Annotated in this window: 18 protein-coding genes, 1 tRNA gene and 3 rRNA genes; 12 read left to right on the top strand and 10 right to left on the bottom strand. The window is 64.9% G+C overall.

The genetic code is table 11. The annotated features are described in order from the left end of the window. Window positions 1-7: 7 nt before the first annotated feature. On the top strand, window positions 8-1,186 hold the full coding sequence (locus NGM06_RS15605) for an aspartate kinase (RefSeq protein ID WP_254267847.1): 1,179 nt from the start codon (window positions 8-10) through the stop codon (window positions 1,184-1,186). Between the two features lie 100 nt (window positions 1,187-1,286). Here NGM06_RS15605 and NGM06_RS15600 read toward each other — a convergent pair whose 3' ends face one another. Next, on the bottom strand, window positions 1,287-2,360 hold the full coding sequence (locus NGM06_RS15600) for a DUF7972 family membrane protein (protein ID WP_254267846.1): 1,074 nt from the start codon (window positions 2,358-2,360) through the stop codon (window positions 1,287-1,289). Between the two features lie 362 nt (window positions 2,361-2,722). Here NGM06_RS15600 and pheS point away from each other — a divergent pair, with 362 nt between their 5' ends. Both pheS and pheT read left to right on the top strand, forming a co-directional pair. Further along, window positions 2,723-4,231, top strand: a complete 1,509-nt coding sequence (pheS, locus tag NGM06_RS15595; protein WP_254267845.1) for a phenylalanine--tRNA ligase subunit alpha — start codon at window positions 2,723-2,725, stop codon at window positions 4,229-4,231. Then, window positions 4,231-5,982: a phenylalanine--tRNA ligase subunit beta gene (gene pheT, locus NGM06_RS15590; protein ID WP_254267844.1), complete on the top strand. Its 1,752-nt coding sequence runs from the start codon at window positions 4,231-4,233 to the stop codon at window positions 5,980-5,982. Before pheS ends, pheT begins: the two co-directional genes overlap by 1 nt. Before the next feature lie 16 nt (window positions 5,983-5,998). Here the strand turns inward: pheT and NGM06_RS15585 are convergent, their stop codons facing one another. Beyond that, window positions 5,999-7,060 (bottom strand): quinone-dependent dihydroorotate dehydrogenase, encoded by a 1,062-nt coding sequence (locus tag NGM06_RS15585; protein WP_254267843.1) that lies wholly within the window; start codon window positions 7,058-7,060, stop codon window positions 5,999-6,001. Window positions 7,061-7,105: 45 nt separating this feature from the next. Further along, window positions 7,106-7,303 (bottom strand): hypothetical protein, encoded by a 198-nt coding sequence (locus NGM06_RS15580; protein WP_115798291.1) that lies wholly within the window; start codon window positions 7,301-7,303, stop codon window positions 7,106-7,108. A 248-nt stretch (window positions 7,304-7,551) separates the two neighbouring features. On the opposite strand from NGM06_RS15580, the gene NGM06_RS15575 reads away from it, so the two are divergent. The 6 genes from NGM06_RS15575 (at window position 7,552) to NGM06_RS15550 (ending at window position 15,308) form a co-directional block, all read left to right on the top strand. Beyond that, window positions 7,552-7,860, top strand: coding sequence for a non-histone chromosomal MC1 family protein (locus tag NGM06_RS15575; protein WP_163524040.1), 309 nt, complete (start codon window positions 7,552-7,554; stop codon window positions 7,858-7,860). Window positions 7,861-8,760: 900 nt separating this feature from the next. Further along, window positions 8,761-10,229 (top strand): 16S ribosomal RNA (locus NGM06_RS15570). 155 nt (window positions 10,230-10,384) lie between these two features. Further along, window positions 10,385-10,456 (top strand) — tRNA-Ala (locus tag NGM06_RS15565). 211 nt (window positions 10,457-10,667) lie between these two features. After that, window positions 10,668-13,583: ribosomal RNA gene (locus NGM06_RS15560) — 23S ribosomal RNA — on the top strand. A 134-nt stretch (window positions 13,584-13,717) separates the two neighbouring features. Continuing rightward, window positions 13,718-13,839: ribosomal RNA gene (gene rrf / locus NGM06_RS15555) — 5S ribosomal RNA — on the top strand. The 16S, 23S and 5S rRNA genes sit together here with 1 tRNA gene alongside, the layout of an rRNA operon. A gap of 233 nt (window positions 13,840-14,072) precedes the next feature. After that, on the top strand, window positions 14,073-15,308 hold the full coding sequence (locus NGM06_RS15550; protein ID WP_254267842.1) for an ornithine cyclodeaminase, nickel-pincer nucleotide-dependent: 1,236 nt from the start codon (window positions 14,073-14,075) through the stop codon (window positions 15,306-15,308). A gap of 12 nt (window positions 15,309-15,320) precedes the next feature. Here NGM06_RS15550 and NGM06_RS15545 read toward each other — a convergent pair whose 3' ends face one another. From NGM06_RS15545 to NGM06_RS15530, 4 genes are read right to left on the bottom strand one after another with little or no spacing between them, the layout of a single operon-like run. After that, on the bottom strand, window positions 15,321-16,910 hold the full coding sequence (locus NGM06_RS15545) for a lipopolysaccharide biosynthesis protein (protein WP_254267841.1): 1,590 nt from the start codon (window positions 16,908-16,910) through the stop codon (window positions 15,321-15,323). A gap of 45 nt (window positions 16,911-16,955) precedes the next feature. Then, window positions 16,956-19,379 carry a xanthine dehydrogenase family protein molybdopterin-binding subunit gene (locus NGM06_RS15540; protein WP_254267840.1) on the bottom strand — a complete coding sequence of 808 codons (2,424 nt, stop codon included), beginning with the start codon at window positions 19,377-19,379 and terminating at the stop codon, window positions 16,956-16,958. Next, window positions 19,372-20,346: an FAD binding domain-containing protein gene (locus NGM06_RS15535; RefSeq protein WP_254267839.1), complete on the bottom strand. Its 975-nt coding sequence runs from the start codon at window positions 20,344-20,346 to the stop codon at window positions 19,372-19,374. Before NGM06_RS15535 ends, NGM06_RS15540 begins: the two co-directional genes overlap by 8 nt. Next, window positions 20,346-20,867, bottom strand: a complete 522-nt coding sequence (locus NGM06_RS15530) for a (2Fe-2S)-binding protein (RefSeq protein ID WP_254267838.1) — start codon at window positions 20,865-20,867, stop codon at window positions 20,346-20,348. Before NGM06_RS15530 ends, NGM06_RS15535 begins: the two co-directional genes overlap by 1 nt. A gap of 329 nt (window positions 20,868-21,196) precedes the next feature. Here NGM06_RS15530 and NGM06_RS15525 point away from each other — a divergent pair, with 329 nt between their 5' ends. Together NGM06_RS15525 and hisD are read left to right on the top strand one after the other, a co-directional pair. Next, complete coding sequence (locus NGM06_RS15525) at window positions 21,197-22,189, top strand: extracellular catalytic domain type 1 short-chain-length polyhydroxyalkanoate depolymerase (RefSeq protein WP_254267837.1); 993 nt, start codon at window positions 21,197-21,199, stop codon at window positions 22,187-22,189. Window positions 22,190-22,272: 83 nt separating this feature from the next. Then, on the top strand, window positions 22,273-23,547 hold the full coding sequence (gene hisD / locus NGM06_RS15520) for a histidinol dehydrogenase (protein WP_254267836.1): 1,275 nt from the start codon (window positions 22,273-22,275) through the stop codon (window positions 23,545-23,547). Window positions 23,548-23,562: 15 nt separating this feature from the next. Here the strand turns inward: hisD and NGM06_RS15515 are convergent, their stop codons facing one another. The 3 genes from NGM06_RS15515 to NGM06_RS15505 form a co-directional block, all read right to left on the bottom strand. Next, window positions 23,563-24,957 (bottom strand): hemolysin family protein, encoded by a 1,395-nt coding sequence (locus NGM06_RS15515; RefSeq protein ID WP_254267835.1) that lies wholly within the window; start codon window positions 24,955-24,957, stop codon window positions 23,563-23,565. A gap of 268 nt (window positions 24,958-25,225) precedes the next feature. Continuing rightward, on the bottom strand, window positions 25,226-25,594 hold the full coding sequence (locus tag NGM06_RS15510) for a HesB/IscA family protein (RefSeq protein ID WP_254267834.1): 369 nt from the start codon (window positions 25,592-25,594) through the stop codon (window positions 25,226-25,228). A 191-nt stretch (window positions 25,595-25,785) separates the two neighbouring features. Further along, a complete protein-coding gene (locus tag NGM06_RS15505) occupies window positions 25,786-25,995 on the bottom strand; it encodes a dodecin (protein ID WP_254267833.1) in 210 nt (69 codons plus the stop codon). A gap of 281 nt (window positions 25,996-26,276) precedes the next feature. Between NGM06_RS15505 and NGM06_RS15500 the strand changes: the two genes are divergently transcribed. Next, on the top strand, window positions 26,277-26,963 hold the full coding sequence (locus NGM06_RS15500; protein ID WP_254267832.1) for a hypothetical protein: 687 nt from the start codon (window positions 26,277-26,279) through the stop codon (window positions 26,961-26,963). Window positions 26,964-26,976: the final 13 nt, after the last annotated feature.

The raw sequence follows: 26,976 nt of genomic DNA, 5'->3' as shown, positions 1-26,976 counted from the left end.
TGATAGTATGCGAGTAGTAGCCAAGTTCGGCGGAACGAGTCTCGGGAGCGGCGACCGCATCAACCGGGCCGCCGACTCGGTGGCCGACGCCGTGGCGCAGGGCCACGAAATCGCGGTGGTCGCCAGCGCGATGGGCAACACGACAGACGACCTCCTCGACGAGATAGAGTTCGAGACCGACGAGTCCGACAGGGCCGAAATCGTCAGCATGGGCGAGCGGACCAGCGTCCGGATGCTGAAGGCCGCCCTCGCGGCCCGCGGCGTCGAGGCCGTCTTCGTGGAACCCGGCAGCGAGCGCTGGCCGGTGTTCACCGACGAACACGGCGAACTCGACGCCGAACGGACCAGACAGGCCGCCGCGGAACTCGCCGCGGAACTCGACGGCGTGGTCCCGGTCGTCACCGGATTCCTCGCGGAGGACCCCGAGGGCAACGTGACGACGCTCGGCCGGGGCGGTTCGGACACCACCGCCGTCATGCTCGGCAACTACATGGACGCCGACGAGGTGGTTATCGTGACCGACGTCGAGGGCGTCATGACCGGCGACCCGCACGTGGTGGAGGGTGCGCGGAACGTCGGCGAAATCTCGGTGGACGAACTCCGCAACCTCTCGTTCCGCGGCGCGGAGGTCGTCGCCCCGAGCGCGCTCTCCTACAAGGACGAGAACCTGAGCGTCCGGGTCGTCCACTACCAGCACGGCGACCTGCTCGCGGGGGGCACCGACATCATCGGCGAGTTCGAGAGCCTCATCGACATGCGCGAGGAACGACTCGCTTGCCTCACGGTCGCGGGTCGGGCCATCCGGAACCGTCCCGGCATCCTGCAGGAACTCTCGACGGCGCTCGGCGACAGCGACATCAACGTCGACGCGGTGGCGAGCGGGATGGACTCGGTCACGTTCTACGTGGACGAGACGGTGGCCGAGCGCGCAGAGAACATCCTCCACCGCGAAGTCATCGAGGAGCAGTCGCTGTCGAGCGTCACCGTGGACGACGACGTGGCCGTCGTCCGGGTGATGGGCGGCGAACTCCCGAACCAACCGGGCGTCATCCGGAACCTCGTCAACCCCATCGCGGACGCCCACATCAACATCCACGACCTCATCACCAGCGCGACGAGCGTCGCCGTCTTCGTGGACTGGTCGGACCGCGAGGAGACGCTGGACATCATCCAGAACGAGTTCTGACCGCTCTGCTCCGCCGGAACGCCGCCACGGCGATTCCGCACTCTCGGGCCTATTTCTCGCCGATGGAACGGACTGAGCCAGCGCCTCGGAAGGGGTCGTCTCACTCCCAATCGATTCGACCCCGCTTGCCGTCGCGCTCCAGAGTGAACGGTCCGGCGGCTAAGGTCCGATGGGCGATCGTCGCCGACCGAAGGACGTAGGCCGTGAACAGGGTGAAGGGTGCGATACCGACGACGTACGCGAGACCGATGAACACCACTATCGACGGAATGCCGAGCGGCGAAACGTTCGGAATCAGTTGCGCTCGGAGGGCGAGCAGCACGTACGAGATACTGACGATAGTCGGGAACGCCACCAGCAGGAGATACCGCGAGAGGTTGGCCATCTCTCGCTTGAAGTACAGCGTCTTGAAGTACTCCCGCCCGGTCGTGAACTGCTTCAGTATCTCGTCGATATCGTCGAGCACCTGTAACTGCTCGTCGGAGAGGTCCGCCCGATGTTCGGCGCGCAACCGCTGAGCGGCGTACACCTGCCAAGAGTAGTCGTAGTCGAGTCCGGCCATGAGTACCTCGGACGTCCCGAACTGCCCCGTCTCGAGACGTTCCTCTATTTCACCGACTTGTCGGGCGACGTCGTCGCTGAACGTCTCGACCTGACGCTCTAGCATCGAGTCCTGCCCCTGTACCGTGGTTTGTAGGTCCTCGGCGTGGTCTCTGACGGCGCGAACGATCGCCAGCAGGAACTCGGCTGGCTTCGACGGACTCACGTCCGAGTCGGTGTAGTCCTGTATCCCGCGCCGGAACGAGAACGACTCCTCGATCTCTTCTTCCTGATCCCCGAGAGAGGTTATCTCCTGTGACAGCACCACCGAGTTGATCGAAACGGCGATAGACACGAGCAGGATGGTGCCGCTGAGTAGCGTGAACAACAGCGTCTGCACGATCTCGGTCTCGGTCATGAGTTCGGTCATCTGTGCCGTCCAGCCGACGCCCAAGCCGACGAACCCCAACAGAACGAGGAACAACGCGACGACGCTGACGAGAATCCGATTTCCGCCGAGGAGCAGCCACCGCTTGAGCCAGTTCTCGTCGGGTTGGACCAGATTCCCCCTGACGGACTCCACCTGCTCGTCGATCGCCTCCTCCGCACCGTCGATAGTCTCTCTCCCTCCCATGCGTCCGTGTGGACGCCGAATCAAATCACCGCTTCGGGCGTTCGTCTGGGACCCAGTTACCGATTCTCGGGTGCAGCTCCGATTCCGCCGCCGTCTGCACTCTCCGCAACGCTTTTCAGATGACGTATGCTACCACGGGATATGCCACTCGAATCCCGGCCCGGCGGCGTCGCCGAACGATTACGGTCTCGTACGGGGTTCGACTTCTTCTTCGCGGTCTGAGCGAGCGGCGGATCTCTCGACGGACGAAACCGCGTTCGCCGAGACGAAACCGCTCGGACCGTGACGGACGGACGAACGTCTGCGGTTCAGAAACGATAAACAGTGGCGTGGGAATATACCAAGCAAAGACAGCTGAGACGATGAAATTACCCGAATCACAGGTCGCGGTGCTACAAGCCGCGAGCGCGAACGACGCACGGAGTATCGAGCAACTGGCCGCCGAAACCGACCTGAAACCCGAGACGGTGACGGGCGCGGCCTTCGAACTGGAGTCGGCGGGACTCGTGACGGTCGAGGAGTCCACCGACCAGACGGTGACGCCGACCGAGGAGGCGCGCGAGTACCTCCGAGACGGCCTCCCCGAGGTCGGACTCTACGAGGCCGCGCTGGACGCGGGGGCCGACGCGGACCCCGCCCAGATGGGTCAGGTCATCGGTCAGTCCGGACTCGAAGGGCCGCAGGTGGACATCGCGCTCTCGAACTACGCCCGGAAGGGGTACGGCACCATCGAGAGCGGCGACATCACGGCCGACCCGGACGCCGACCCCGAGAGCGACGCCGAGTACGCCGCACTCGCCGCGCTCGACGCGGGCGAGTCGGTCGAGGACGAGAACGTGTTGGAGCAGTTGGAAAGCCGCGGACTCGTCGCTATCTCCGAATCGACAGTGCGCTCGGTGACGCTGACCGACGAGGGCGTGACCGCGATGATGGAGGGCGTCGAGACGGCCGAGACGGTCGGACAACTGACCCCGGAGATGCTCACGTCCGGCGAGTGGCGCGACGTGGAGTTCGCCGAGTACAACGTCGAGGCCGACGCCGAGCGCATCGACGGCGGGAAGACCCACATCCTGCGCCAGACCGCGAACCGAGTGAAGGACACGCTGGTCGGGATGGGCTTCGAGGAGATGGAAGGTCCTCACGCCGACGCGGACTTCTGGATAAACGACGCGCTGTTCATGCCTCAGGACCACCCCGCGCGGACCCACTGGGACCGATTCGCCCTCTCGAACCCGACCGAAATCGACGACCTGCCCGAGGACCTCGTCGGGCGCGTCGAGGACGCCCACCACAACGGCGTCGGCGAGGACGGCGAGGGGTATCACTCGCCGTGGTCCGAGGACTTCGCGCGCGCCATCGCGCTGCGCGGACACACCACTTCGCTGTCGATGCGGTACCTCTCGGGCCACGAAGTCGGCGAACTGGAACCGCCCCAGCGGTTCTTCAGCGTCGAGAAGGTGTACCGTAACGACACCCTCGACCCGACTCACCTGCTGGAGTTCTTCCAGATAGAGGGCTGGGTGATGGCCGAGGACCTGTCGGTCCGCGACCTGATGGGGACCTTCGAGGAATTCTACGAGCAGTTCGGTATCACCGACCTGGAGTACAAGCCCCACTACAACCCCTACACGGAGCCGAGCTTCGAACTGTTCGGCGAACACCCGACCACGGGCGAACTGGTCGAGGTCGGTAACAGCGGGATGTTCCGCGAGGAGGTCCTCCGACCGCTGGGCGTCGATTGCGACGTGATGGCGTGGGGACTGTCGCTCGAACGCCTGCTGATGCTGATGTACGGTTTCGAGGACATCCGCGACATCCACGGGACGCTCGCCGACCTCGAACTGCTCCGCGAGACGGAGGTGCTACACTGATGCCTGTCGTAGACGTGAATCCCGACGAACTCCGGGACCTGACCGGCCGCGACGAGAAGAGCGACGACGAACTCATCGACGACATGTTCGCTCTCGGACTGGAGTTCGAGGGCCGGACCGAGGAGGGCGACCTCCAACTCGAGTTCGCACCCGACCGACTCGACCGCCTCTCGGTCGAAGGCGTCGCGCGCTCGCTCCGCTACCAGTACGGCGACGACCGGGGCGTCTACGTCCCCGGGACGAACGACGCCGACTGGACCATCGAGGTGGACGAGAGCGTCCCCGACGAGCGACCCTACGTCACGGGCGCGGTGATTCGGGACGTGGACCTCGACGACGAGGCGCTCGACTCGCTCATCCAGTTGCAGGAGAAACTCCACGCGACGATGGGCCGCAAGCGCGCGAAGGGCGCTATCGGTATCCACGACCTGACGATGCTGAAGGGTCGCGCGGCGTCCGCGGAGGGCCAGACGGAGGTCGGCAACTCCATCACCTACCGCGGCATCGACCCGGACGGCGACACCTTCGTCCCCCTCGACTCGGACGCGGAGATGACGCCCGGGGAGGTCCTGCGCTCGCACCCGACCGGCGAGACGTACGCCGACCTCGTCGCGGAGTACGACCGTTACCCTGCCATCTACGACGACATCGGTCTGTTCTCGTTCCCGCCGGTCATCAACGGTCGCCGGACCGAGGTCTCGACCGACTCCCGGGACCTGTTCGTGGAACTGACGGGCACCGACCAGTGGACCATCGACCACATGTGCAACATCATCTGCTACGCGCTCGACGCCCGGGGCGCGAAGGTCGAGGAGGTCGAGGTCGAGTACCCCGATCGGACGCTCGTCCGGCCCGAGTTCGAGGTTCGTCACAAGACCGTCACTCACGAGCGCATCGAGAGCATGCTCGGCACCGACCTGAGCGCCGAGCGCGTGCTGGACCTGCTCGAACGCTCCGGTCTCGACGCCGCGACCGAGGAGGTCGGTGACGACGAACTCGCGTACGAGGTCGAAGTGCCGCCCTACCGGGTGGACGTACTCCACCCCCTCGACATCGTGGACGACGTGGGCAGAGCGTACGGGTTCAACGACCTCGAACCGCGCTACCCCGACGTGGGGACGGTCGGCGGCCGCCACGACCGCTCGAAACTCGAAGACGCCGCCCGAGAACTGCTGGTCGGACTCGGCTTCGAGGACCTGCTGAACTTCCACATGATAAGCGAGGCGGAGAACTTCGACCGGATGGGACTCCCGCGGCCGGGCGAAGACGGCGACGCGCCGGACGCGGACGTTCTCGGCGCGGACGAACCCGCGACCATCCTCGAACCGTACAGCGAGGACTACACCATGCTCCGGACGTGGGCACTCCCCTCGCTGTTGATGGTCCTCGAAAACAACACTCACCGCGGCTACCCGCAGGACCTCGCGGAGGTCGGTCTCGCGGCACGCGTGGACGAGAGCGAGAACACCGGCGTCGCGGAGCGACGCACCGTCGCCGGGGTACTCGCGCGCCACGACGCCTCCTACGAGGACGCGAAGGCCCGCCTGCAAGCGGTCGCGCGCAACTTCGACGTAGAACTGGAGACGCCCGCCACCGACCATCCGACGTTCATCGACGGGCGAGTCGCCGAAGTCGTCGTCGACGGGGAGGCGGTCGGCGTCATCGGGGAGATTCACCCGGAAGTGCTGGTCGAACACGACCTCGAACTGCCGGTCGCTGGCTTCGAGTTCCGACTCGACGCGCTCGAATAGTCCTCCTTCTCTCTCGTCAGTCCAAGTCCGCGCCCACCGCATCTTCCACCGAGTCGAACCCGTCGCGTTCCAGTAGGTCGAGAAGACCCTCGTTGATGTCGCGCGCGATGCCGGGACCGCGGTAGACGAGACCGGTGTACAACTGAACTACGTGCGCGCCCGCGCGTATCTTCCGATAGGCGTCCTCGGCCGTGAACACGCCGCCGACGCCGACGACCGGGACGTCCACGCGTTCGGCGACGAACCGGACCATCTCCGTGGCTCGCGGTTCGATGGGCTTGCCCGACAGGCCGCCTTCCTCGGCGCGGTTGTGGCTCCGGAGGGTATCGGGGCGGTCGGTCGTGGTGTTCGTCGCGATGACGCCGTCGAGACCGAGTTCGTTCACGAGGTCCAGCGCGTCCTCGACCGCGGGGTCCGGGAGGTCGGGCGAGAGTTTGACGAGCAGCGGACTCGCGCCCGCGTCCTGTAGCGTCGTGAGGATGGCCTCCATCGAATCACGGTTCTGGAGGTCCCGGAAGCCCTCGGAGTTGGGGCAGGAGACGTTGACCACGAAGAAATCTCCTCCTTCGGCGACCCGCTCGTAGGTGTAGCGGTAGTCTTCGGGCGCGTCGGCGGTGGTAACGTGTTCGGTTTTGGCGAGGTTGACGCCGACCGGAACGGACGCGTCCGCGGCCGTGACCGCGAGTCGCTCGCCCACTGCGTCCGCACCGTGGTTGTTCAGTCCCATGCGGTTGACGATGCCCTCGTCCTCGCGCAGGCGGAACATCCTCGGACGCTGGTTACCAGACTGGGCCTCGGCCGTGACGCCCCCGACTTCGACGTGGCCGAACCCGAGACTCGCCAGTAAGGAGGGCACCTGTGCGTTCTTGTCGAACCCCGCGGCGACGCCGACCGGGTTGGAGAACTCTTGGCCGAACGCGTCGATTCGCAGGCGATCGTCGTCCACGAGGTACCGATTCCGGAGCGCGTCCGTTATCGGCGTGCCCTGTACGGCCCGCATCCCGGCGTGGACTACGTCGTGGGCCGTCTCGGCGGGAAGTCCGAAGAGGAGTGGCTTCACCAACTGGTACGCGTTCATCGTCCGTTTACCCTGACTCCGGTGGCAAAAAGCTCTCGTTCCGGCTCAGAATTCGTGTTCGACCTCGTCTTTGTCAGCCTTCTGGATGATGATCTTGTCTTCCCTGACGCGCACGAACACCTCGTCGCCGATGTCCATGCCAGCGACAGCGAGTTCGTCCTCGTGCAGATTGATGTGGACGTTGTGATACTCGCCGTCCTCGCCTTTTGCGCCACTGGGGCTGAGCTTCTTTTTCCGTACCATCGCGGTATTGTACGCGTACGTTCGCCCCAGATTATACTTAAGTGTTTTCTACCAACCTACCCCGTTTCCGTTCGAATCCACGTCTGTATTCCAATACGTTACCGGTGACGCGTCCCTCGTCGGTTCGCAAATCTGTCTCAAACCGCCTGACGGCAGGAATATACCATATAAGTCTTTCGACGGGAACGGCTCATATCGGCGATATATTTATAATGGGTCCTGTGCTGGATTGGCATGGAGGAAAAACCATGGTACGTGAAGACGGTAAACGAAACTTCGCTCTTCGAGAATCGGACGGTGACGAGAGTAGTGTCTTCTCAGGGAACACTCCTCGACAGGCTGCACTGAAAGCTGCGCGACGCCTCGACCCGGCGTCGTCCGAAGATGCCGCCGACCGCACCGAACTACGACTCCGAGAGAAGGGTACCGACAAGGTCCACATCTACGATGGCTGGGCGTGGAACGAGACGGCGCCCGACGACAAGCCCGACTGGATGCCAAACGAGATAACCGAAGCTAACGTCTCGAAGCAGGGCATCGAACACCTCGATGAATAGCGCGGTCGGTAACGACTTCTCATCCGTATTTGCTACCCCCGACTAGTCGTACTTCTCCACACGCGCACACGGACGAGAATGGGGTGGATTCTTGACCACGTACTCCGTAGCTTCGCCTGCGCGGGCTACACCCGCCGAGACGATGCGCACGATGCGCAGGATGACCGGCTCGTTCTCCTCCCGCGCAACATCTGATATACCGTCAACGTCGAGTTCTCGTCTCGTCGAATCACACGACGGATGCCACGTCATCGCACCCCGTTGGCGTTCTGGTTCGACGGCCTTAAGTGTAACCCGGCCATTCGTTTGAATGCGAACGAGGTCCGGTGGTTTGGGCCTCCGAGAGGTGGCGAGAATCGGCGTCTTTATACGACGTCTCGGCCGCCTCTCGTACGACGCCCCGATCCGGTGCCCTTAACTGTATGTGGCGACTCGGATTGGATGTCCTCGCCGTCCCCCGATTCGGGACGGCGACCACACATCCGATCCGGTGCCCTTAAGTGTACAAGGCCACTCGGATTGGACGTGACCGAGCCTTCGGGGGTCTTCCCACCGAAGGCCGACCACGGTTCGACGCCCTTAAATGATACGGGCGCCTCGAACCAACTGCAGCAAAAGACACAGTGCGATTCGCGAGGCGTTCAACTCGTCTCGCAGTCTCGGACCGACCGAGGTTCGATGGGTTTATGGCCCATCGCAGCCAACGTTCAGGTCCGAAGGAAATGAGGATTCCACCCCTGCGGTCCGCCGTACACGATGGGATCTGATGTTAGCCCTGGCAGTTCGGTGACACCCGACCAACGATTCGGTCCGGGGTCGTCGAACTGACGGACCTAGAAGATAGACACGATAGATGTGTCTCCGCCAGAAACCCACCGAGCCATCACGCGCTCGGCAACCATTCCGGTTGATCCTGCCGGAGGCCATTGCTATCGGAATCCGATTTAGCCATGCAGTTGCACGGGTCAGACCCGTAGCAGATAGCTCAGTAACACGTGGCCAAACTACCCTATAGACCAGTATAACCTCGGGAAACTGAGGCTAATGCTGGATACGGCTCTCAGACTGGAGTGTCGAGAGCCACAAACGCTCCGGCGCTATAGGATGTGGCTGCGGCCGATTAGGTAGACGGTGGGGTAACGGCCCACCGTGCCGATAATCGGTACAGGTTGTGAGAGCAAGAGCCTGGAGACGGAATCTGAGACAAGATTCCGGGCCCTACGGGGCGCAGCAGGCGCGAAAACTTTACACTGCACGACAGTGCGATAAGGGGATTCCGAGTGCGAGGGCATATAGTCCTCGCTTTTGTACACCGTAGGGAGGTGTACGAATAAGGACTGGGCAAGACCGGTGCCAGCCGCCGCGGTAATACCGGCAGTCCAAGTGATGGCCGCTATTATTGGGCCTAAAGCGTCCGTAGCCAGCCAGACAGGTCCGTCGGGAAATCCACGCGCTCAACGCGTGGGCGTCCGGCGGAAACCAGCTGGCTTGGGGCCGGAAGACTCGAGGGGTACGTCCGGGGTAGGAGTGAAATCCCGTAATCCTGGACGGACCACCGGTGGCGAAAGCGCCTCGAGAAGACGGACCCGACGGTGAGGGACGAAAGCTAGGGTCACGAACCGGATTAGATACCCGGGTAGTCCTAGCTGTAAACGATGCTCGCTAAGTATGGCACACACTACGAGTGTGTGCTGTGCTGTAGTGAAGACGAGAAGCGAGCCGCCTGGGAAGTACGTCCGCAAGGATGAAACTTAAAGGAATTGGCGGGGGAGCACTACAACCGGAGGAGCCTGCGGTTTAATTGGACTCAACGCCGGACATCTCACCAGCTCCGACAGCAGGAGTGACGGTCAGTGTGATGAGCTTACCTGACCTGCTGAGAGGAGGTGCATGGCCGCCGTCAGCTCGTACCGTGAGGCATCCTGTTAAGTCAGGCAACGAGCGAGACCCGCATCCCTAATTGCCAGCAGCACCCTCGTGGTGGCTGGGTACATTACGGAGACTGCCACTGCTAAAGTGGAGGAAGGAACGGGCAACGGTAGGTCAGCATGCCCCGAATGAGCTGGGCTACACGCGGGCTACAATGGCCAGGACAACGGGTTCCAACCCCGAAAGAGGACGGTAATCTCTTAAACCTGGTCGTAGTTCGGATTGAGGGCTGAAACTCGCCCTCATGAAGCTGGATTCGGTAGTAATCGCGCTTCAGAAGAGCGCGGTGAATACGTCCCTGCTCCTTGCACACACCGCCCGTCAAAGCACCCGAGTGAGGTCCGGATGAGGCCCGGTTCCCGGGTCGAATCTGGGCTTCGCAAGGGGGCTTAAGTCGTAACAAGGTAGCCGTAGGGGAATCTGCGGCTGGATCACCTCCTAACACACGGGACCAAGTCGACACGACTTGGCCCACACCGTTCGTCCTCACACGACGAACACTGACGAGGGTTCCTCGACGACCTCGACCACTTCGGTGGTCGGGCACCTTAGAACTGCCAGGGCTAACGATTACACCCTCCCCTGCCGGGGAGGTGGGCCCATAGCTCAGTGGTAGAGTGCCTCCTTTGCAAGGAGGATGCCCTGGGTTCAAATCCCAGTGGGTCCATGTCGTGGGGCGAATCGAACCGTGTCCCTTAAGTGGGAGACGGCGCAACGATTCAATCCACACTAACCGATGCACTACACCGTGAAAGCGCGTGTAGGAAGGGTTCGACGTACGCTCCTGATACTACCAGGACGTGACGATGACAACCGTATGTACGTGCAATCCAGGCGTCCACTGGATCCGAGTTGAACCGGGTCACAGTGCGATTCCAACAGCGTGGCTACTGTGCCAGCTGGTGGATGGCTCGGCTCGAGCGCCGATGAAGGACGTGCCAAGCTGCGATAAGCCTGAGGGAGCCGCACGGAGGCTAAGAACTCAGGATTTCCGAATGGGAATCCCCACCGCAATTGCTTCGCGCAATGGGGAACGTCGAGAATTGAAACATCTTAGTATCGACAGGAAGAGAAACCGCAAGAGATGTCGTCAGTAACCGCGAGTGAACGCGACACAGTCCAAACCGAAGCCCTCACGGGCAATGTGGTGTTCGGACTGACTCTCAGCGCTCGAACGATCATGTGAAGTCTCCTGAAACGGAGCGCGACACAGGGTGAAAGCCCCGTAACATGACCAAGTAAAGCGTGCGTCAGTTCCAGAGTATCGGGGGTTGGATATCCCTCGTGAATATCGCGGGCATCGACCGCGAAGACTAAACACGTCTCGAGACCGATAGCGAACAAGTAGCGTGAGCGAACGCTGAAAAGCATCCCACAAAGGGAGATGCAATAGAGCCTGAAATCAGTTGGCGATAGAGCGACAGAGCACACAAGGTCCTCTAACAAACGACACAGATGCGAATCTGCAGTAGGACTTAGAGGAAGCCGGTGTTCTGTCGTACGTTTTGAAAAACGAACCAGGGAGTGCATTTGATTGGCAAGCCTAACCCGTGCATCGGGGAAGGCACAGCGAAAGCGACATGGCCGCAGCCCTTACGGGCGAGGGCCGCCGTCTTCAAGGGCGGGGAGTCAATCGGATGCGACCCGAAACCAGATGATCTATGCGTGGACAAGGCGAAGCGTGCCGAAAGGCACGTGGAGGCCTGTTAGAGTTGGTGTCCTACAATACCCTCTCGTGATCTACGTATAGGGGTGAAAGGCCCATCGAATCTGGCAACAGCTGGTTCCGACCGAAACATGTCGAAGCATGACCTCTGCCGAGGTCGTCCGTGAGGTAGAGCGACCGATTAGGGGCGCCGACTTCGAGAGAAGTCGGCCCCCTTGTCAAACTCCAAACTTACGGACACCATCGACGCAGGGAATCCGGTGTGCGGGGTAAGCCTGTGCACCGTGAGGGAGACAACCCAGCCGGGTTAAGGTCCCAAAGTGTAGACTAAGTGCGATCGAAGGTGGTCTCAAGCCCTAGACAGCCGGGAGGTGAGCTTAGAAGCAGCTACCCTCTAAGAAAAGCGTAACAGCTTACCGGCCGAGGTTTGAGGCGCCCAAAATGATCGGGGCTCAAGTCTACCACCGAGACCTGGCCGCACCCGTAACACGGTGATCGAGTAGGTCGGCATTCCGTTCGGATGGAAGCATGGATGAGAATTCACGTGGACCGAATGGGAACGAAAATCCTGGTCATAGTAGCAGCGTTAGTCGGGTTAGACCCCCGACGGCCTTACGAGCAAGGGTTCCTCGGCAATGCTGAACAGCCGAGGGTTAGCCGGTCCTAAGTCTCACCGCAACTCGAATGAGACAAAAGGGAAACAGGTTAATATTCCTGTGCCGCTATGCAACAAAACCGACGCCTTGGGAACCATCAAGCCGGGCACTCGCCCGGTCAAATCTGGGAACTTCGTGGAAGCCGTAATGGCACGAAGCGAACGAAGCCAGAGATAGCGCAAGTTGATGTTACCTGGGCCCGTGAAAAGGGAGCATAGCGTCCGTACCGAGATCCGACACAGGTGCTCTGGCGGTGAAAGCCAAGGCCTGTCGGGAGCAACCGACGTTAGGGAATTCGGCAAGTTAGTCCCGTAAGTTCGCGATAAGGGATGCCTGCCCCGGATAGGGGCAGGTCGCAGTGACTCGGACGCTCCGACTGTCTAGTAACAACATAGGTGACCGCAAATCCGCAAGGACTCGTACGGTCACTGAATCCTGCCCAGTGCGGGTATCTGAACACCCAGTACAATGGGGCGAAGGACCCGTTAACGGCGGGGGTAACTATGACCCTCTTAAGGTAGCGTAGTACCTTGCCGCTTCAGTAGCGGCTTGCATGAATGGATCAACGAGAGCGTCACTGTCCCAACGTTGGGCCCGGTGAACTGTACGTTCCAGTGCGGAGTCTGGAGACCCCCAAGGGGAAGCGAAGACCCTATAGAGCTTTACTGCAGGCTGTCGCTGAGACACGGTCGCTAATGTGCAGCATAGGTAGGAGCCATTACACAGGTACCCGCGCCAGCGGGCCACCGAGGCAGCATTGAAATACTACCCGTTAGTGACTGTGACTCTCACTCCGGGAGGAGGACACCGGTAGCCGGGCAGTTTGACTGGGGCGGTACACGCTCGAAAAGATATCGAGCGTGCCCCAAGATTTCCTCATCCGTGTCGGAAACGCGGAATAGAGCGCAAGAGCAAAAGGAAGTCTGACAGTGTCCTGCACAACAAGGGACGCTGACGCGAAAGCGTGGTCTAGCGAACCTATCAGCCTGCTTGATGCGGGCGATAGATGACAGAAAAGCTACCTTAGGGATAACAGAGTCGTCACTCGCAAGAGCACATATCGACCGAGTGGCTTGCTACCTCGATGTCGGTTCCCTCCATCCTGCCCGTGCAGAAGCGGGCAAGGGTGAGGTTGTTCGCCTATTAAAGGAGGTCGTGAGCTGGGTTTAGACCGTCGTGAGACAGGTCGGCTGCTATCTATTGGGGGTGTTACGGTATCTGACGGGAACGATCGTATAGTACGAGAGGAACTACGATTGGTCACCACTGGTGTACCGGTCGTCCGAAAGGGCGCGTGCCGGGCAGCCACGTGACACGGGGTAAGAGCTGAACGCATCTAAGCTCGAAACCCACCTGGAAAAGAGATACCACCGAGACCACTCGTAGAAGACGAGTTCGATAGACTCGGGATGTACGCGCCGAGGCAACGAGGCGTTCAGTCCGCGAGCACTAACAGGTCAATGCCACACACTCATACCGCACTGCGCCCGTTCAACACGGGTCCAGGCGCAAACTGGATTGCACGAAATCATACGGTTGATCGTTGAGTCGATCGAACCACCGACGTTGGACACACTGTTCGCGGTTCGATTCCGCGAGTCGGCGTTAAGGCGGCCATAGCGGCGGGGAACCACCCGTACCCATCCCGAACACGGTAGTTAAGCCCGCCTGCGTTCCGGCAAGTACTGGAGTGCGCGAGCCTCTGGAAACCCCGGTTCGCCGCCACCCACTCATACCACACCCGCTTCAGGCACCGCGCCCAAAGCGGGTTTCTTCATTTCGAACCAACGGTCCGTTTCGGACGGTTAGTCGTAGCTTTCCAGATCGCACCGCCCGACCTTGTTTGCGCGTCCCACCGTCTCGCGTTCACGTATATTCGATTCGAGAACAGTACTCGACGGTCACCGTCGAGCGGCGGTGCCAGCACAACCCTCTTGGCTCGTCATCCCGACCTCCAGACGATGACAGTCGCACGCACGGTCGAACTCGAAGGCCACATCATCGACTCGGGGATGATGCAGCAGTGCTTCGGCGTGGTGATGGACCTCGGCGGGAACTTCGACGTGGACGTCTTCGAGGTGGGCAAGCACAAAGACGAGGAGTCGTACTGTCGGATGACCGTGAAGGCCGACGACGAGGAGAGCCTCCGCGAGATTCTTCACGAGTTGCACCAGAACGGTGCGCACCTGCCGGACCCGCCGAACGCGACGCTGAAGCCAGCCCCGCAGGATCAGGTGGTTCCCCAAGGGTTCTACTCGACGACGAATCACCCCACGCAGGTCCGCTACGAGGGCGAGTGGCTCCCGGTAGAGAATATCGAGATGGACTGCGTGGTCGTCGTGGACCCGGACGCCGACGGCGGTCCGCGAGCGTACACGAAAGTGTTGAACGCCGTCGAAGAGGGCGACCTGATAGTCACCGACGAGGCGGGCGTCCGGGTGGACCCGCCCGAGCGGCCCCGCGGGTCGGGGAGTCCGTTCGGGTTCATGCAGGGCGGCGTCTCGGCCGAGCGGCCCTCGGAGTCGCTCATCCGGAAGATAGCGGAGGCGATCGAGGAGACGAAAGCCGAGGGCGGGTCGGTGTTGGCCGTCGCCGGACCCGCGCTCGTCCACTCGGGCGCGGGCGACGCCTTGGCGCGACTCGTCCGCGAGGGGTACGTCGATATGCTCTCGGCGGGCAACGGGTTCGCGGTTCACGACCTCGAACGCGGCCAGTACGGAACCTCGCTCGGCATGGACGTAGAGACGCTGGAGAACCCGCGGAAGGGCCACAAGCACCACATCTACACAATCAGCGAAATCGTCCGCGCCGGTGGCATCGAGGAGGCGGTCGAACAGGGACTCGTCGAAGACGGCGTGATGTACGAGTGCGTGGACAACGACGTGCCCTACGTCCTCGCGGGGTCGATACGGGACGACGGTCCGCTCCCCGACACTATCACCGACGCCGTCGAGGCCCAGAACGCCATCCGCGAGCAGGCCCGCGAGGCCGACCTCGTGCTGATGCTCGCGACGCTCCTCCACTCGGTCGCCGTCGGAAACTGCTTGTCCTCGACGACGCGCGTCGTCTGCGTGGACATCAACCCCGCGACGGTCACGCAACTCCTCGACCGGGGGAGCGCGCAGGCCATCGGCATGGTGACGGACGTCGGCACGTTCGTCCCGGCGCTCGCCGACGAGGTCGTCGGCGACCCGTGATCCAGCGGGACGTCACCCGAACCTCGACTCCCAACTGTTCGACAGCACTTCGCGGTATCGTTCGGCGAGCGTCGCGCCCAACCGTCGCTCGACCCGCGTGAACCCGAGAATCTGAAGCGCCTTCGCGTACGCCGCCAACCCCGCCGCGGTCCCGACGAACGCGGCGAGCAGGCCCGGAACTGCGACTCTGACGCCGAGCGCGACCAGCGCGAGCGGTACCGCCGCGACCAACGGTTTCGCGTGGAGGCGAGTGAACGGCTGAAGCCCTTCGAGGTAGTACAACACCGCGACCTCCAGTCCGTTGTTCACGGTCAGCATCAGGACGTAACTGACTACCAGTCCCGGGAGTCCGAATCGCGTCGTCAGCGGAATCGCTGTCACGGCCAGAAACGCGGTGATACCCACGTTCACCACGAGGAGCGCCCGCTGGTGGTCGGTCATCGTCAGCAAGATACCGACGCTCCCGGCGGCGCACGCGGCGTACTGCGCGAGGACGAACCCCGGCACGAGGGCGGCGTACTCCACGTACGCCGGACCGAACAGTCCCATCACCGTCTCCCGGTACACCACGACCGGAATCGAGAGCGCGGTGACCCCGACGAGGACGAGTCGGCTGGTGACGTGGTAGAGACGCTTCAGCGCCTCGCGGTGGTCTTCTTCGTTGAGCGCGGCCGCCACCGGCGGGATGAACTGGTTGATGCCCATCAGCGGCAACCGGACGACCGTCCCGAGCAGAACGCCAACTGCGAACACGCCGCCGGCCACGCTCGACAGGAAGACCGCGATGAGGGGGTAGAATCCGAGCCGCTGGGTCGTCGTGGCGAACCCGCCGACGAACAGCGGGAGAGTGAACCGCAGGTACTTCCGGCGGAGTCGGCCCGCGTCTGCCCCGCGAATCCGGGGCCTGAACCCGCGGCTACGGGCTAGCCAGAGTGCGGCGACGACGCCGACAGACCCCATGGCGAGGAGGACGCCCGCGGCGGCCAGCGCGAGGTCGTGGAAGGCGTACGTCGCCACCGCTCCGGCGAGCAGTTGCGCGGTCGGGAAGCCGATGCGCATCGTGAGGTTGAGCGGCCCGACCGCCTCGATGCCCCGCAGAATCTCGGTGACGGTGAACAGCCACACCCCCGCGGGCAGTCCGACCGCGAAGATGCGCAGGAACGACTCGAACTGCCCGCTTTCGTCGGCCAACTCGGTCACGAGCGGCGCGGCCGCGAACAGCGCGCCCCCGAACGCGGTGGCGACGCCGACCAACAGCAGACTCGCGAACGTGGTGAGGGCGTCGCGCTCGGCGTCCGACTCGGCGTTGGGGAGGAACCTGCTCAGTCCGCTCCGGAACCCCATCGTGAGTCGGAGGAGGAATCGCTGGAGTCGCCGGGCCAGCGCGAACGCGCCGTAGGTACTCGCGGCGAACGCGTTCGTCAGAACCGCGGTGAACGCCAGCGTCAGTCCTCGCTGGAGCAGGATGGCCGGGACCGAAACCGTCGCGCCGTGGGCGACTCGCTCCAAGGCGTCTTCGAGGCGCGCGTCTACCGAGTCGGAACGGTCCTCCACGGCGTCCGGGTCGGCCGCGCCCTCGAACTGGTCCAGATCGGTGGCCACGAGGGGCACTTGCTCCAAGGGTGGAATAAGTCCGCCGGTGTCGGTTCAGTCGTCGGTCTCACCGCTCTTCTCGGCGTCCCGAATCGCGCGCCACACCGTCTCGTCGGTCAGCGGCATGTCGAGGTGTCGGACCCCGAGCGGCGCGAGCGCGTCCGTGACCGCGTTCACCAGCGCGGGCGGCGCGCCGATGGTGCCGGCCTCGCCGATTCCCTTCACGCCGAGGTCGTTCCGCGGCGACGGCGAGACGGTCGCGCGCGTCTCCATCTCGGGGACGTGGAACGCTCGCGGCACGCCGTACTCCTGCATCGAATCGGTCACCAGCGTCCCGTCGTCGTCGTAGACGGTCCGCTCGTATCGGGCCTGTCCGATGCCCTGCGCGACCCCGCCGTGAATCTGGCCCTCGACGATGGTCGGGTTGATGCGTTCGCCGCAGTCGTCGGCCGCGACGTAGCGCAGAATCTCGATGTCGCCCGTCTCGGGGTCCACCGCCACGACCGCGACGTGGGTCCCGTGGGGGTAGGTCGTCCCCTCGGCCTCGTAGAAGGTCGTCGCCTCCAGTCCGGGCGAGATGCTGTCGGGGAGTCTCGGCCCGTAGGCCGCCTCGGCGACCGCAGAGAACTCGCAGGTTCGGTCCGAGTCGCCCCTCTCGCCCTCGAACCCGGAGTCGCCGCGGACCCGGAACGTCCCGTCCGCCAGCGTGACCGCCTCCGGGTCGGCGTCGAGCAAGTGGGCCGCGATTCTGGTAGCCTTCCCCCTGACCTCTCGGGCGCTCTCGACGACGGCGTTGCCGCCGGTGATAGTGCTTCGACTCCCGAACGTGCCGGTCCCCTGCGGAATCTCGTCGGTGTCGCCCTCGCCGACCGCGACGTCGTCGTAGGGCACGCCGAGTTCGTCGGCCACGATTTGGGCGTAGGTGGTCTCGTGGCCTTGACCGTGGGAGTGAGTTCCGGCGTACACCCGGACGCCGCCTTCGGGGTCCACCCGGACGACGCCGCTCTCGAAGCCGAACCCGGCCGACTCGACGAGACACGCCACGCCGACCCCGACGTAGCACCCCTCGTCGTCGCGCTCGGTGGCCCGGCGGTCCGCGTAGTCCACCGCGTCGAGGGCCTCGTCCATCGTCGCCTCGTAGTCGCCGCTGTCGTAGTTCGCGCCGACCGGCGTCTCGTGGGGCAGGTCGTCGGGCGCGAGTTGGTTCCGTCGCCGGAGTTCGACGGGGTCCACGCCGAGTTCGCGGGCCGCGACGTCCACCAGTCGTTCGGCGACGTAGATGGCCTCGGGCCGCCCGGCCCCCCGATAGGAGTGAACCGGTGCGGTGTTGGTGAACGCGACGGTGGTCTCACAGTAGACCGCCGGAACGTCGTACTGGCTGGCGAGCAGCGTGCCGTAGTTGCCCGCCATCGCCGGACCGACGCTCAGTCCGTACCCGCCGGTGTTCGCGCAGGTCTCGACCCGAATCCCCCGAATCTCGCCGTCGTCGTCCACCGCTATCTCGGCGCTGGTCCGGTGGTCGCGTCCGTGGTTGCCCGCGAGGTAGTTGCCCCGCCGGGTCGCGGTCCACTTGACCGGGCGACCGAGTTCCATCGCGGCCCACCCGGTCACGGCCTCTCCGGGGTACGGCGTGTTCTTGTGACCGAACCCGCCGCCGACGCGGGGCACCGACACTCGGATGTCGCTCTCGGGCAGGCCGAGCGAGTGCGAGAGCTTCCGGCGCTGGCTGTGGGGACCCTGCGCGGTCAACTCGACGGTCAACCGCTCGTCGGCCGCCGACCACCGCGCGAGCGCGGCCCGCGGTTCCATCGCGGTCGGCATCAGCCGGTTGTTCTCGAGGTCGAGCGACGCGACGCGGTCGGCGTCGGCGAACGCCTCGTCGGTCGCCGCCTCGTCGCCCAGTTCGGTCGTGACGGCCACGTTGTCCGGCGCGGCCTCGAAGATGGTCGGGGCGTCCTCGCGGGTGGCCGCCACCGGGTCCACCACCGCGTCGAGCGGGTCGTACTCGACCTCGACCGCGCGCGCCGCGTCGGCCGCGGCGTAGCGGTCCTCGGCCACGACCGCGGCTATCGGCTGGCCCTGATACCGGACCCGCTCGCGGGCCAGCACCGGATGACCCGGCGGGTCGCAGTCCAGCGGTCCCGCGGTGATGGGGAGGACGCCGGGCGCGTCGGAGGCCGCCACGTCGTCCCACGTGAACACCGCGACGACCCCCTCGCGGTCGGCGACCGCCTCGGTGTCGATACCCTCGACTCGGGCGTGACCGCGCTCGCTCCGGACGAACGCGAGGTGAGCCATCCCCGGCGCGCGCAGGTCGTCGGTGAACTCGGCGTCCCCGCGCAGGAGCGCGGCGTCCTCTCGCCGAGAGACGCCCTGCCCGACGAGTTTCCCGTCGTCGCGCTCACCGGACCGCTCGGCGTCACCCCGGTCGGTCTCGTCCGGTCCCGACTGCTCTGGCGTGCTGGCCGCGTCACTCATCGCACGTCACCTCCGAGTCGGCGCACCCCGCGGGACGAGGAGCGCGCCGGTCGGTCGCCCGGTCGAACGCCGCGGCCAGCGCGCGCTCGGCGTACGACCCGAGCAGGTGGAGTCGGAACTCTCCGGAGGCGGCCACGTCGGAGCGCGCATCGGCCGGGTCGAGGGTCTCGCCTGCGCGCTCGGCCGCGGCGGCGAGCGCGTCGCTGTCGGCGTCCTCACCGACCAGTTCTCCCTCGGCAGTCCCTGCGATTGCGTCCTCGACCGCGGTCAGTCGCACCGGCGCGTCTGCCACGCCGCTGGCCGCGAGGCGGGGGTCGGTCACGGTCCCGTCTCGAACCGCGAGCGAGGCCGCGACGCCGACTAGCGCGTACCCCGTGGCCGGGTGGGTCTTCTTCGCGTACGCACCGCCGGTACGACCGTCGTCGTCCGGGTTCTCCGCCCCTGATACGCGAATCTCGGTCAGGAGTTCCCGGTCGCCGAGCGCGGTGTCGCCGTCGCCCGCGAAGAACTCGTCGGCCGGAATCTCGCGCTCGCCGTCTCGCCCGCGGACGACGAGCGTCGCGTCCGCGGCGACCGCCGCCGCCGGGAGGTCGGCCGACGGGTCGGCCTCCGCGAGGTTCCCGCCGACCGTCCCACGATTTCGCACCTGCACGTCGCCGACCTCCCCCGCTGCCTCGGCCAGAACCGGGGCGTGGGTCGCCGCCGCGTCCGACGACGCGAGCGCGGCGTGGGTCGTGAGCGCGCCGACGCGGAGACCGCCGTCCGGCGCGGCGTCGATACCCCGGAGACCGTCGATGTCGCCGATGTCGATGGCGACGCCGGGGGCCGCCGCGCCGGTCTTGAGGTCCGGGAGCAGACCGTGGCCCCCGGCGAGGACGACCGGGTCCGCGTCGGCGTGGTTCTCTAGCAGGTCGAACGCTTCCTCGACCCCGTTGGCTCGGTAGTAGTCGAACTCCGGTGGGAACATCAGTCGTCGCCTCCCTCCGGGTTCTCGGCGGGCGCTTCGACCGCATCCGGTTTCCGGAGGTCTTCGGCGGCCGACTCGACAGCGTCCACGATGTTCTGGTAGCCCGTACACCGACAGATGTTGCCCTTCAGCGCGGCCCGAATCTCGTCGCGGTCGGGGTCGGAGTCGGTTTCCAGCAGGTCGGTCGCGGTCATCACCATCCCGGGCGTGCAGTACCCGCACTGGAGACCGTGTTCCTCGTGGAAGGCGGCCTGAACAGGGTGGAGGTCGTCGCCCTCCGCCAGTCCACCGACCGTCGTGACCTCTGCCCCGTCGGCCTGCACGGCGAGGACGGTGCAGGACTTGACGGCCTCGCCGTCGAGGTGGACGGTGCAGGCACCGCACTTGCCGGACTCGCACCCGACGTTCGGGCCGGTGTACCCGAGTCGGTCTCGGAGCGCGTGGACCAGCAGGGTCCGGGCCTCGACGGTCAACTCCTCGTCGGTGCCGTCGACCGTCAGGGAGATGTCGTGGGTCGTCATGGCGCGCCGTCGGTCGCAGGGTCAGTCGGTCCGCCCGCGGTTCCGGTGGAGTCGATGCTCATGGCGTGAGTTGCCGGACAAACGCACTAATACTTTTGCTGAACACAGTTAGTGTACTGGAACCATCACGTGACCGGTGCTAGAACGGTCACCTGACGAGCCTAACTGACCGGTTCGTCTTCTCGTGGCTACGAAAATCGCACTCGTAGCCGTCCTGCAGGCTCCCCGGCCGTCCGATACGCACGGACTACTTCACGCACCGACGGTGTATTTCACATATTAACCTTCCGTTAGATTATGGCCCGGGCATTGGTTTGTCGTGTCACACCATGAACTGTGATAGACGCACGCTCATCCAGTCGGCAGGGAGCGCGATCGGCGCGGCGACCGTCCTCGGCGGCGTCGGCACCGCCGCGGCCGCCGGGTCGTACACGAACCACACCTACAGCGGGTTCGACTACTGGAAGTACGTCCCCGACGGCGTCGGGGCGGGCGACCCGCTGGTGGTGATGCTCCACGGGTGTTCCCAGACCGCCGACCAGTTCCGCGAGGAGACCCGGATGAACGCGGTCGCGGACAGCGAGGGGTTCGCGGTGGTCTACCCCGACCAGTACAACGCCCGAAACGGCGCGCTGTGCTGGAACTGGTTCTACGACGCCAACACCACCCGGGGCGACGGTGAGGCCGCGGTCATCGCCGGGATGACCCGGGAGACCATCGACGCCGAGGGACTGGACTCCGAACGCGTCTACGTCGCGGGGCTGTCCGCGGGCGCGGCGATGGTCCCGAACCTGCTGGCGGAGTACGCCGACCTCTACGCGGCGGGCGGCGTCCACTCCGGTCTGGAGTACGACGCCGCCGACACCGCCTACGGCGGGACGACCGCCATGACCTACGGGGGACCGGACCCGCAGGACCGAGGCACCGACGCCTACGAGGCCATGGAAGAGTACGGCGTCACGAGCACCGACCCGACTATCGTCTTCCACGGGACCGACGACACCACGGTGTATCCGGTCAACGGTCATCAGGCGGCCGAGCAGGCCACCCAGACCAACGACCTCGCGCTCGACGACGCGGACGACGACGGCACCGATTACGCCGCCGACGCGGTGAGCGAGGGGTCGGCGGAGAGCTACGGATACACTACCTACGAATACCGCGACGAGACCGGCGACGCCGTCGTGGAGAAGTGGATGGTCGAAGGCATGGACCACGCGTGGTCGGGCGGCGCGTCCGGCGGGGAGTTCACCGCGCCGGGCGGTCCCGACGCCAGTCGACTCGTCTGGGAGTTCTTCGAGGGACGGACGAACGGCGAGTGACCGAACCGACGACGGTCGGACGAGGAGCATCGACGTCCCGCCGGAAGGAAACCGTTTTTCGCCCGCACTCCGAAACCCAGTCCATGAACGTTCAAGAGTTGGCGGACCTCGGTCCCGACGACCGGCAGGCGCTGTTCGACCGCGACGCTGGCATCGAGGGCGTCCGCGACGACGTGCGCGACATCGTTTCGCGGGTCCGGACTGAGGGCGACGTGGCCGTCCGGGAGTTCTGCGAGGAGTTCGACGGCGTCTCGGTCGGCAACCTCGACGTCACCGACGAAGTTGAGCGCGCCTACGAGGAGATAGACGACGAGACCCGAGAGGCCATCGAGACCGCGGCGGACAACGTCCGGGAGTTCCACGAGGCCCAACTCCCCGAGGACTGGCGACGCGAGTTCTCCGACGGCCGGGAACTCGGGCGTCGGTTCCGGCCCATCGAGCGCGTCGGGGTGTACGTCCCCGGCGGGGCCGCGGCCTACCCCTCCAGCGCGCTGATGGGCGTGATTCCGGCGAAGGTCGCGGGCGTCGAACAGGTCGCGGTGGCGACCCCGCCCGCCGAGGAGATGAACCCGGCGACGCTCGCGGCCGTCCACGCCGCTGGCGCAGACCGGGTGTTCAACGTCGGCGGCGCGCAGGCGGTCGCCGCGCTCGCGTACGGCACCGAGCAGATAGACCGCGTGCAGAAGATAGTCGGTCCCGGAAACAAGTGGGTCACCGCGGCGAAGGCCGAGGTGCAGGGCGACGTGGCCATCGACTTCCTCGCAGGACCGAGCGAACTCCTCGTCGTGGCCGACGAGACGGCGACCCCCGAGTTCGTCGCGGCGGACCTCGTAGCGCAGGCCGAACACGACCCCGAGGCGTCGGTCGTGGCGGTGACCCACCACGACGAGACGGCGGCGGCAATCGCCGAGGAAGTCGAGAGACAGGTCGCGGACCGCGAACGCGCCGAGGTCGCGCGCGAGGCCCTCGAAAGCGACGAGAGCGGCGTCCTGCTCGCGCGTTCGCCCAGCGAGGCCGTCCTGTTCGCCGAGGAGTACGCCGCCGAGCACCTCTCCATTCAGGCCGACGACGACGAGGAGATTCTGGACCGCATCGACAGCGCGGGCAGCGTCTTCCTCGGTCCCTACACCCCCGTCGCGGCGGGCGACTACGCCAGCGGCACGAACCACGTCCTGCCGACCAACGGCGTGGCGAAGATAGCGGGCGGCCTGTCGGTCGACACCTTCCTGCGTTCGACCACGGTTCAGCGACTCGACCGAGCGGCGCTCGGCGACCTGTCGGAGACGATTACGACGCTCGCGGAAGCCGAGGGTCTGGAGGCCCACGCCGAGAGCGTCAGGAAGCGTTTCGAGGACTGAGACCGTCCGCGTCGCCTACTCGCCTTCCGGAGTGTCGGCGCGTTCCGTGGCGTCCTCGTTCTCCTCGCCGTCTCCGCCGTCCGCTCTCTCGGCCTCCTTCTCGCGGACGACGACCGTGGAGATTCGAGCGCCGTCCACCTCGGCCACCTCGAGGTAGTAGCCGTCGGTCTCGACTCGGTCGCCGACCTCCGGCGCGCGCCCGAGTCGGTCCAGTACGAGTCCGCCGACGGTGTCGAAGTCAGCCACCTCGAAGTCGGCGTTGAGCGTCTGGTTGAGCTCCGTGACCGCGAGACCGCCGTCCACGGTGTAGGCCCCGTCGCTTCGGGTGTCGATGGACGGTTCGCGGTGGTCCACGTCGAACTCGTCGCGGATGTCGCCGACGACTACCTCCACGAGGTCCTCGACGGTCACGATGCCCTCGAACGACCCCCACTCGTCGATGACCGCGGCCATCTGGCTCTGCTCGTCTTGGAACTCGGTGAGGAGGTCGTTGACCCGGCCGGTCTCCGGGACGACGGGCAGGTCCCGCGCGAGGTCCCCGGCGGTCACGAACTCGCCGGTCTCGTCGTCGGACTCGCCCGCCCGAAGCACGTCCTTCACGTCCACGAATCCGACGGCTTGGTCGCTGTCCCCGGCGTCCACGACCGGATAGCGCGTGTGCCCCGATTCGATTATCAGTTCGCGGAGGTCCGACAGCGGGAGGTCCGACGGGACGCTCACCACGTCCGGGCGCGGGACCATGACCTCGCGGACCGAGACGTCGTCGAGGTCGAACACCCGCTCTATCATGTCGACCTCCTCTTTGTCGATGTGACCCTGATTGCCCGAGCGCGTCAACACCATCAGCAGTTCCTCCTCTTCGAGGCTCTCCTCGGTCTCGGACACCGGCGGGACGCCGAGCATTCGGGTGAAGGCGTTGGCCGTGCCGTTGAACACGATGATGCCCGGGACGAACAGGTAGTAGAAGAACTTCATCGGCGGCGCGGCCAAGAGCGAGACCCGCTCGGCCCGCGCGATGGCGATGGTCTTGGGCGCGAGTTCGCCGAAGACGACGTGGAGGAACGTGATGAGACCGAACCCCACGGCGAAGGAGACGAGGTGGACGAGATTCGTCGGCAGGAACGGTCCGATAACCGGTTCGAGAACCGCCGCCACGGCCGGTTCGCCGATCCACCCGAGACCCAGCGACGCGATGGTGATACCGAGCTGGGTCACCGCGAGGTAGTCGTCGAGGTTGTCGATGGCCGCCTGCAACGTGGTCGCGCCCGGTTTGCCCTCCTCGACGAGCGACTCGACGGTGGTAGACCGGATGCGGACGAACGCGAACTCCGTGGCCACGAAGAAGCCGTTCAGTACCACCAGAAAGAGCGCGAGCAGAATTCGCGCGGTCGAGAAGACGAGGTCTACCATTCGGTCCTCCGCGCCGGTCCGGTCCCCAGCGTCGGTACAGTCCTCCGCGTCGGTCCGGGGCGAGAGCGTCGCCCGCCGGACGAGTCGCCGCGCGCAGTACCACCGGGAACTGGTTCGACGGTCTCGTGTCGCATCATGCTCTCACGTAGCGTTCTCGACGTGATAAGAATGGCTCATCGGCGGTTCGACGCCGCCCGAACTCCCCGACCCGAGACGTGACGGTTCGAGAGAACGGGACTCCCCGAGAGAAGGACAGTGCAGGGCGGTTCTACGTCCGGAAGCTCTCTCCGCACCCGCACTCGCTGACGACGTTCGGGTTGTCCACGTGGAAGCCCGCGCCCTGCAGGCCGTCCTCGTAGTCCACGACGCTCCCCTCGATGTAGTTCATGCTCGCGGGGTCCACGAACACCCGCAGACCGTGGTGCTCGTAGACGGTGTCGTCGTCCTCGGGTTCCTCGTCGAAGCGCATCCCGTACGAGAGACCCGCACAGCCGCCCTGCTGGACGAACAGTCGGAGACCGGCGATTCCGGTGTCCAACTCCTCGCCCTCCAACAGCGCGAGGGCCTGTTCGGCGGCTCCCTCCGTCACCTCTATCTCCGTCGCGGAGTCGCCGTCGGGTGCGGTGTCGGTACTCATATGCACCTAGATTGGGTTCCGGGGGTGTTAATCTTGACGCTGATTCACGAACGTCTTCGGCCGAGCGTTTATCCGAGGCGGGGCGGCGCTGACCGCCCCGACGCTCCTGAGTGCTGTAGTCACCCCGCCGCTCCGTGTGGTCACTTCAACCCGCCGACCGGCCCGAACCACGAGGAGGGCGGGAGACCGCGTTAGCTTCGCGGTTCCTCCAACTCGAAGGCGACCGTGACCTCCGCCTGATACTGGCGGTCGGGCGCGTTGGCGACTTCGACGCCGAGTTCGTCTACCTCGACCCACTTGACGTTCTCCAGCGTCTCCTCGGCGCGTTCGATGGCGTCGTCCGCTGCGGCGTCGAAGCTCTCGTCGCTCGTTCCGATGAGCGTTATCTTCTTGAAAACCATGTCTGTGTTCACCGTATCCTTGGTAGCAGGCACCGCGGCACAGATGCCCGCTGTGGTTATCCACGGAGAACCCGAAATAGATTGGGGTGAACAGTTCCGTGCGTCGGCACTCTCGTAGGCGAGTGAACGAACGGTCTCGACGAGATGGGTGGTCGAGTCATCTCGGCGATAGCCCCACACTCGACGCGCGTGAATCTCTGTCCGGTCGGACGTGATTTTTATCCGCGACTCGAAGGAAATCTTGAAATACTGACTTGCCGCCCAGTGTGGTGGTGTCTAACATGCAACCTAGCCGACGCGCTCTGCTGAAGAGCGCCTCGACGGTGGGGCTGGCCGGAATCGGGGTGACGGGCACTGCTGGCGCACAGGACGCGGAAGAAGACGAGAACGAGGACGGGGACGACAGGGAACTCACTATCTGTTCGACCACCGAGACGACGTTCAATTTCGTGGTCGAAGTGAGCGGCGAGATACGGCGGGGCGGCGAGTTCCGGACCGACGAGTACGACGAAGTCGGTCCCGACTACGTCGAGGGGCAGGTGTGGAAGGAGAAGTGTGACAGTTACCGCTTCACTGGAGAGATAGAGAGACTCGACAGGCAGGGTCCCGGCGAGGCGGAGGTGTTCGTGGACGGCGAACCGTTTAGAGGTCCCTCGCAAGGAGACGACGACGAGAGCGAGGGAGACACGGGCGGAGAGGACACCGGACGACTCCCGAAGGAGGTCGTCGTCTCGAGTCCCGACACCGACGAGTTCCTGACCTACCGGTTCAGGGTGACCGGAGACCTCGAAAAGTTAGAACCGAACGAGGACAGCAGCGACGCGGTCGACGACGTGATAGACCTCGGCGATGAGGGGACGAGAGTCGAGGGGGGCGTCGGCAGCGGCGACGACCGATTCGCGTTCTCGGGGCAACTCGTCCGGGAGGACGTTCCGCCGGGGGTCGAACTCACCGTCAGCGAGCGGTGACCGCGACGCGTCC

This window comes from Halorussus aquaticus (assembly GCF_024218795.1).
Classification (GTDB): Archaea; Halobacteriota; Halobacteria; order Halobacteriales; family Haladaptataceae; genus Halorussus; species Halorussus aquaticus.
Note: the sequence above shows the minus strand (reverse complement) of the source record. Positions and strands in the feature narration are given on the sequence as shown.

Coding starts and splice junctions, on each gene's coding strand:
- NGM06_RS15605 (WP_254267847.1), top strand. CDS start 8: ATGCGAGTAGTAGCCAAGTTCGGCGGAACGAGTCTCGGGAGCGGCGAC.
- NGM06_RS15600 (WP_254267846.1), bottom strand. CDS start 2,360: ATGGGAGGGAGAGAGACTATCGACGGTGCGGAGGAGGCGATCGACGAG.
- pheS (WP_254267845.1), top strand. CDS start 2,723: ATGAAATTACCCGAATCACAGGTCGCGGTGCTACAAGCCGCGAGCGCG.
- pheT (WP_254267844.1), top strand. CDS start 4,231: ATGCCTGTCGTAGACGTGAATCCCGACGAACTCCGGGACCTGACCGGC.
- NGM06_RS15585 (WP_254267843.1), bottom strand. CDS start 7,060: ATGAACGCGTACCAGTTGGTGAAGCCACTCCTCTTCGGACTTCCCGCC.
- NGM06_RS15580 (WP_115798291.1), bottom strand. CDS start 7,303: ATGGTACGGAAAAAGAAGCTCAGCCCCAGTGGCGCAAAAGGCGAGGAC.
- NGM06_RS15575 (WP_163524040.1), top strand. CDS start 7,552: ATGGTACGTGAAGACGGTAAACGAAACTTCGCTCTTCGAGAATCGGAC.
- NGM06_RS15550 (WP_254267842.1), top strand. CDS start 14,073: ATGACAGTCGCACGCACGGTCGAACTCGAAGGCCACATCATCGACTCG.
- NGM06_RS15540 (WP_254267840.1), bottom strand. CDS start 19,379: ATGAGTGACGCGGCCAGCACGCCAGAGCAGTCGGGACCGGACGAGACC.
- NGM06_RS15535 (WP_254267839.1), bottom strand. CDS start 20,346: ATGTTCCCACCGGAGTTCGACTACTACCGAGCCAACGGGGTCGAGGAA.
- NGM06_RS15530 (WP_254267838.1), bottom strand. CDS start 20,867: ATGACGACCCACGACATCTCCCTGACGGTCGACGGCACCGACGAGGAG.
- NGM06_RS15525 (WP_254267837.1), top strand. CDS start 21,197: ATGAACTGTGATAGACGCACGCTCATCCAGTCGGCAGGGAGCGCGATC.
- hisD (WP_254267836.1), top strand. CDS start 22,273: ATGAACGTTCAAGAGTTGGCGGACCTCGGTCCCGACGACCGGCAGGCG.
- NGM06_RS15515 (WP_254267835.1), bottom strand. CDS start 24,957: ATGGTAGACCTCGTCTTCTCGACCGCGCGAATTCTGCTCGCGCTCTTT.
- NGM06_RS15510 (WP_254267834.1), bottom strand. CDS start 25,594: ATGAGTACCGACACCGCACCCGACGGCGACTCCGCGACGGAGATAGAG.
- NGM06_RS15505 (WP_254267833.1), bottom strand. CDS start 25,995: ATGGTTTTCAAGAAGATAACGCTCATCGGAACGAGCGACGAGAGCTTC.
- NGM06_RS15500 (WP_254267832.1), top strand. CDS start 26,277: ATGCAACCTAGCCGACGCGCTCTGCTGAAGAGCGCCTCGACGGTGGGG.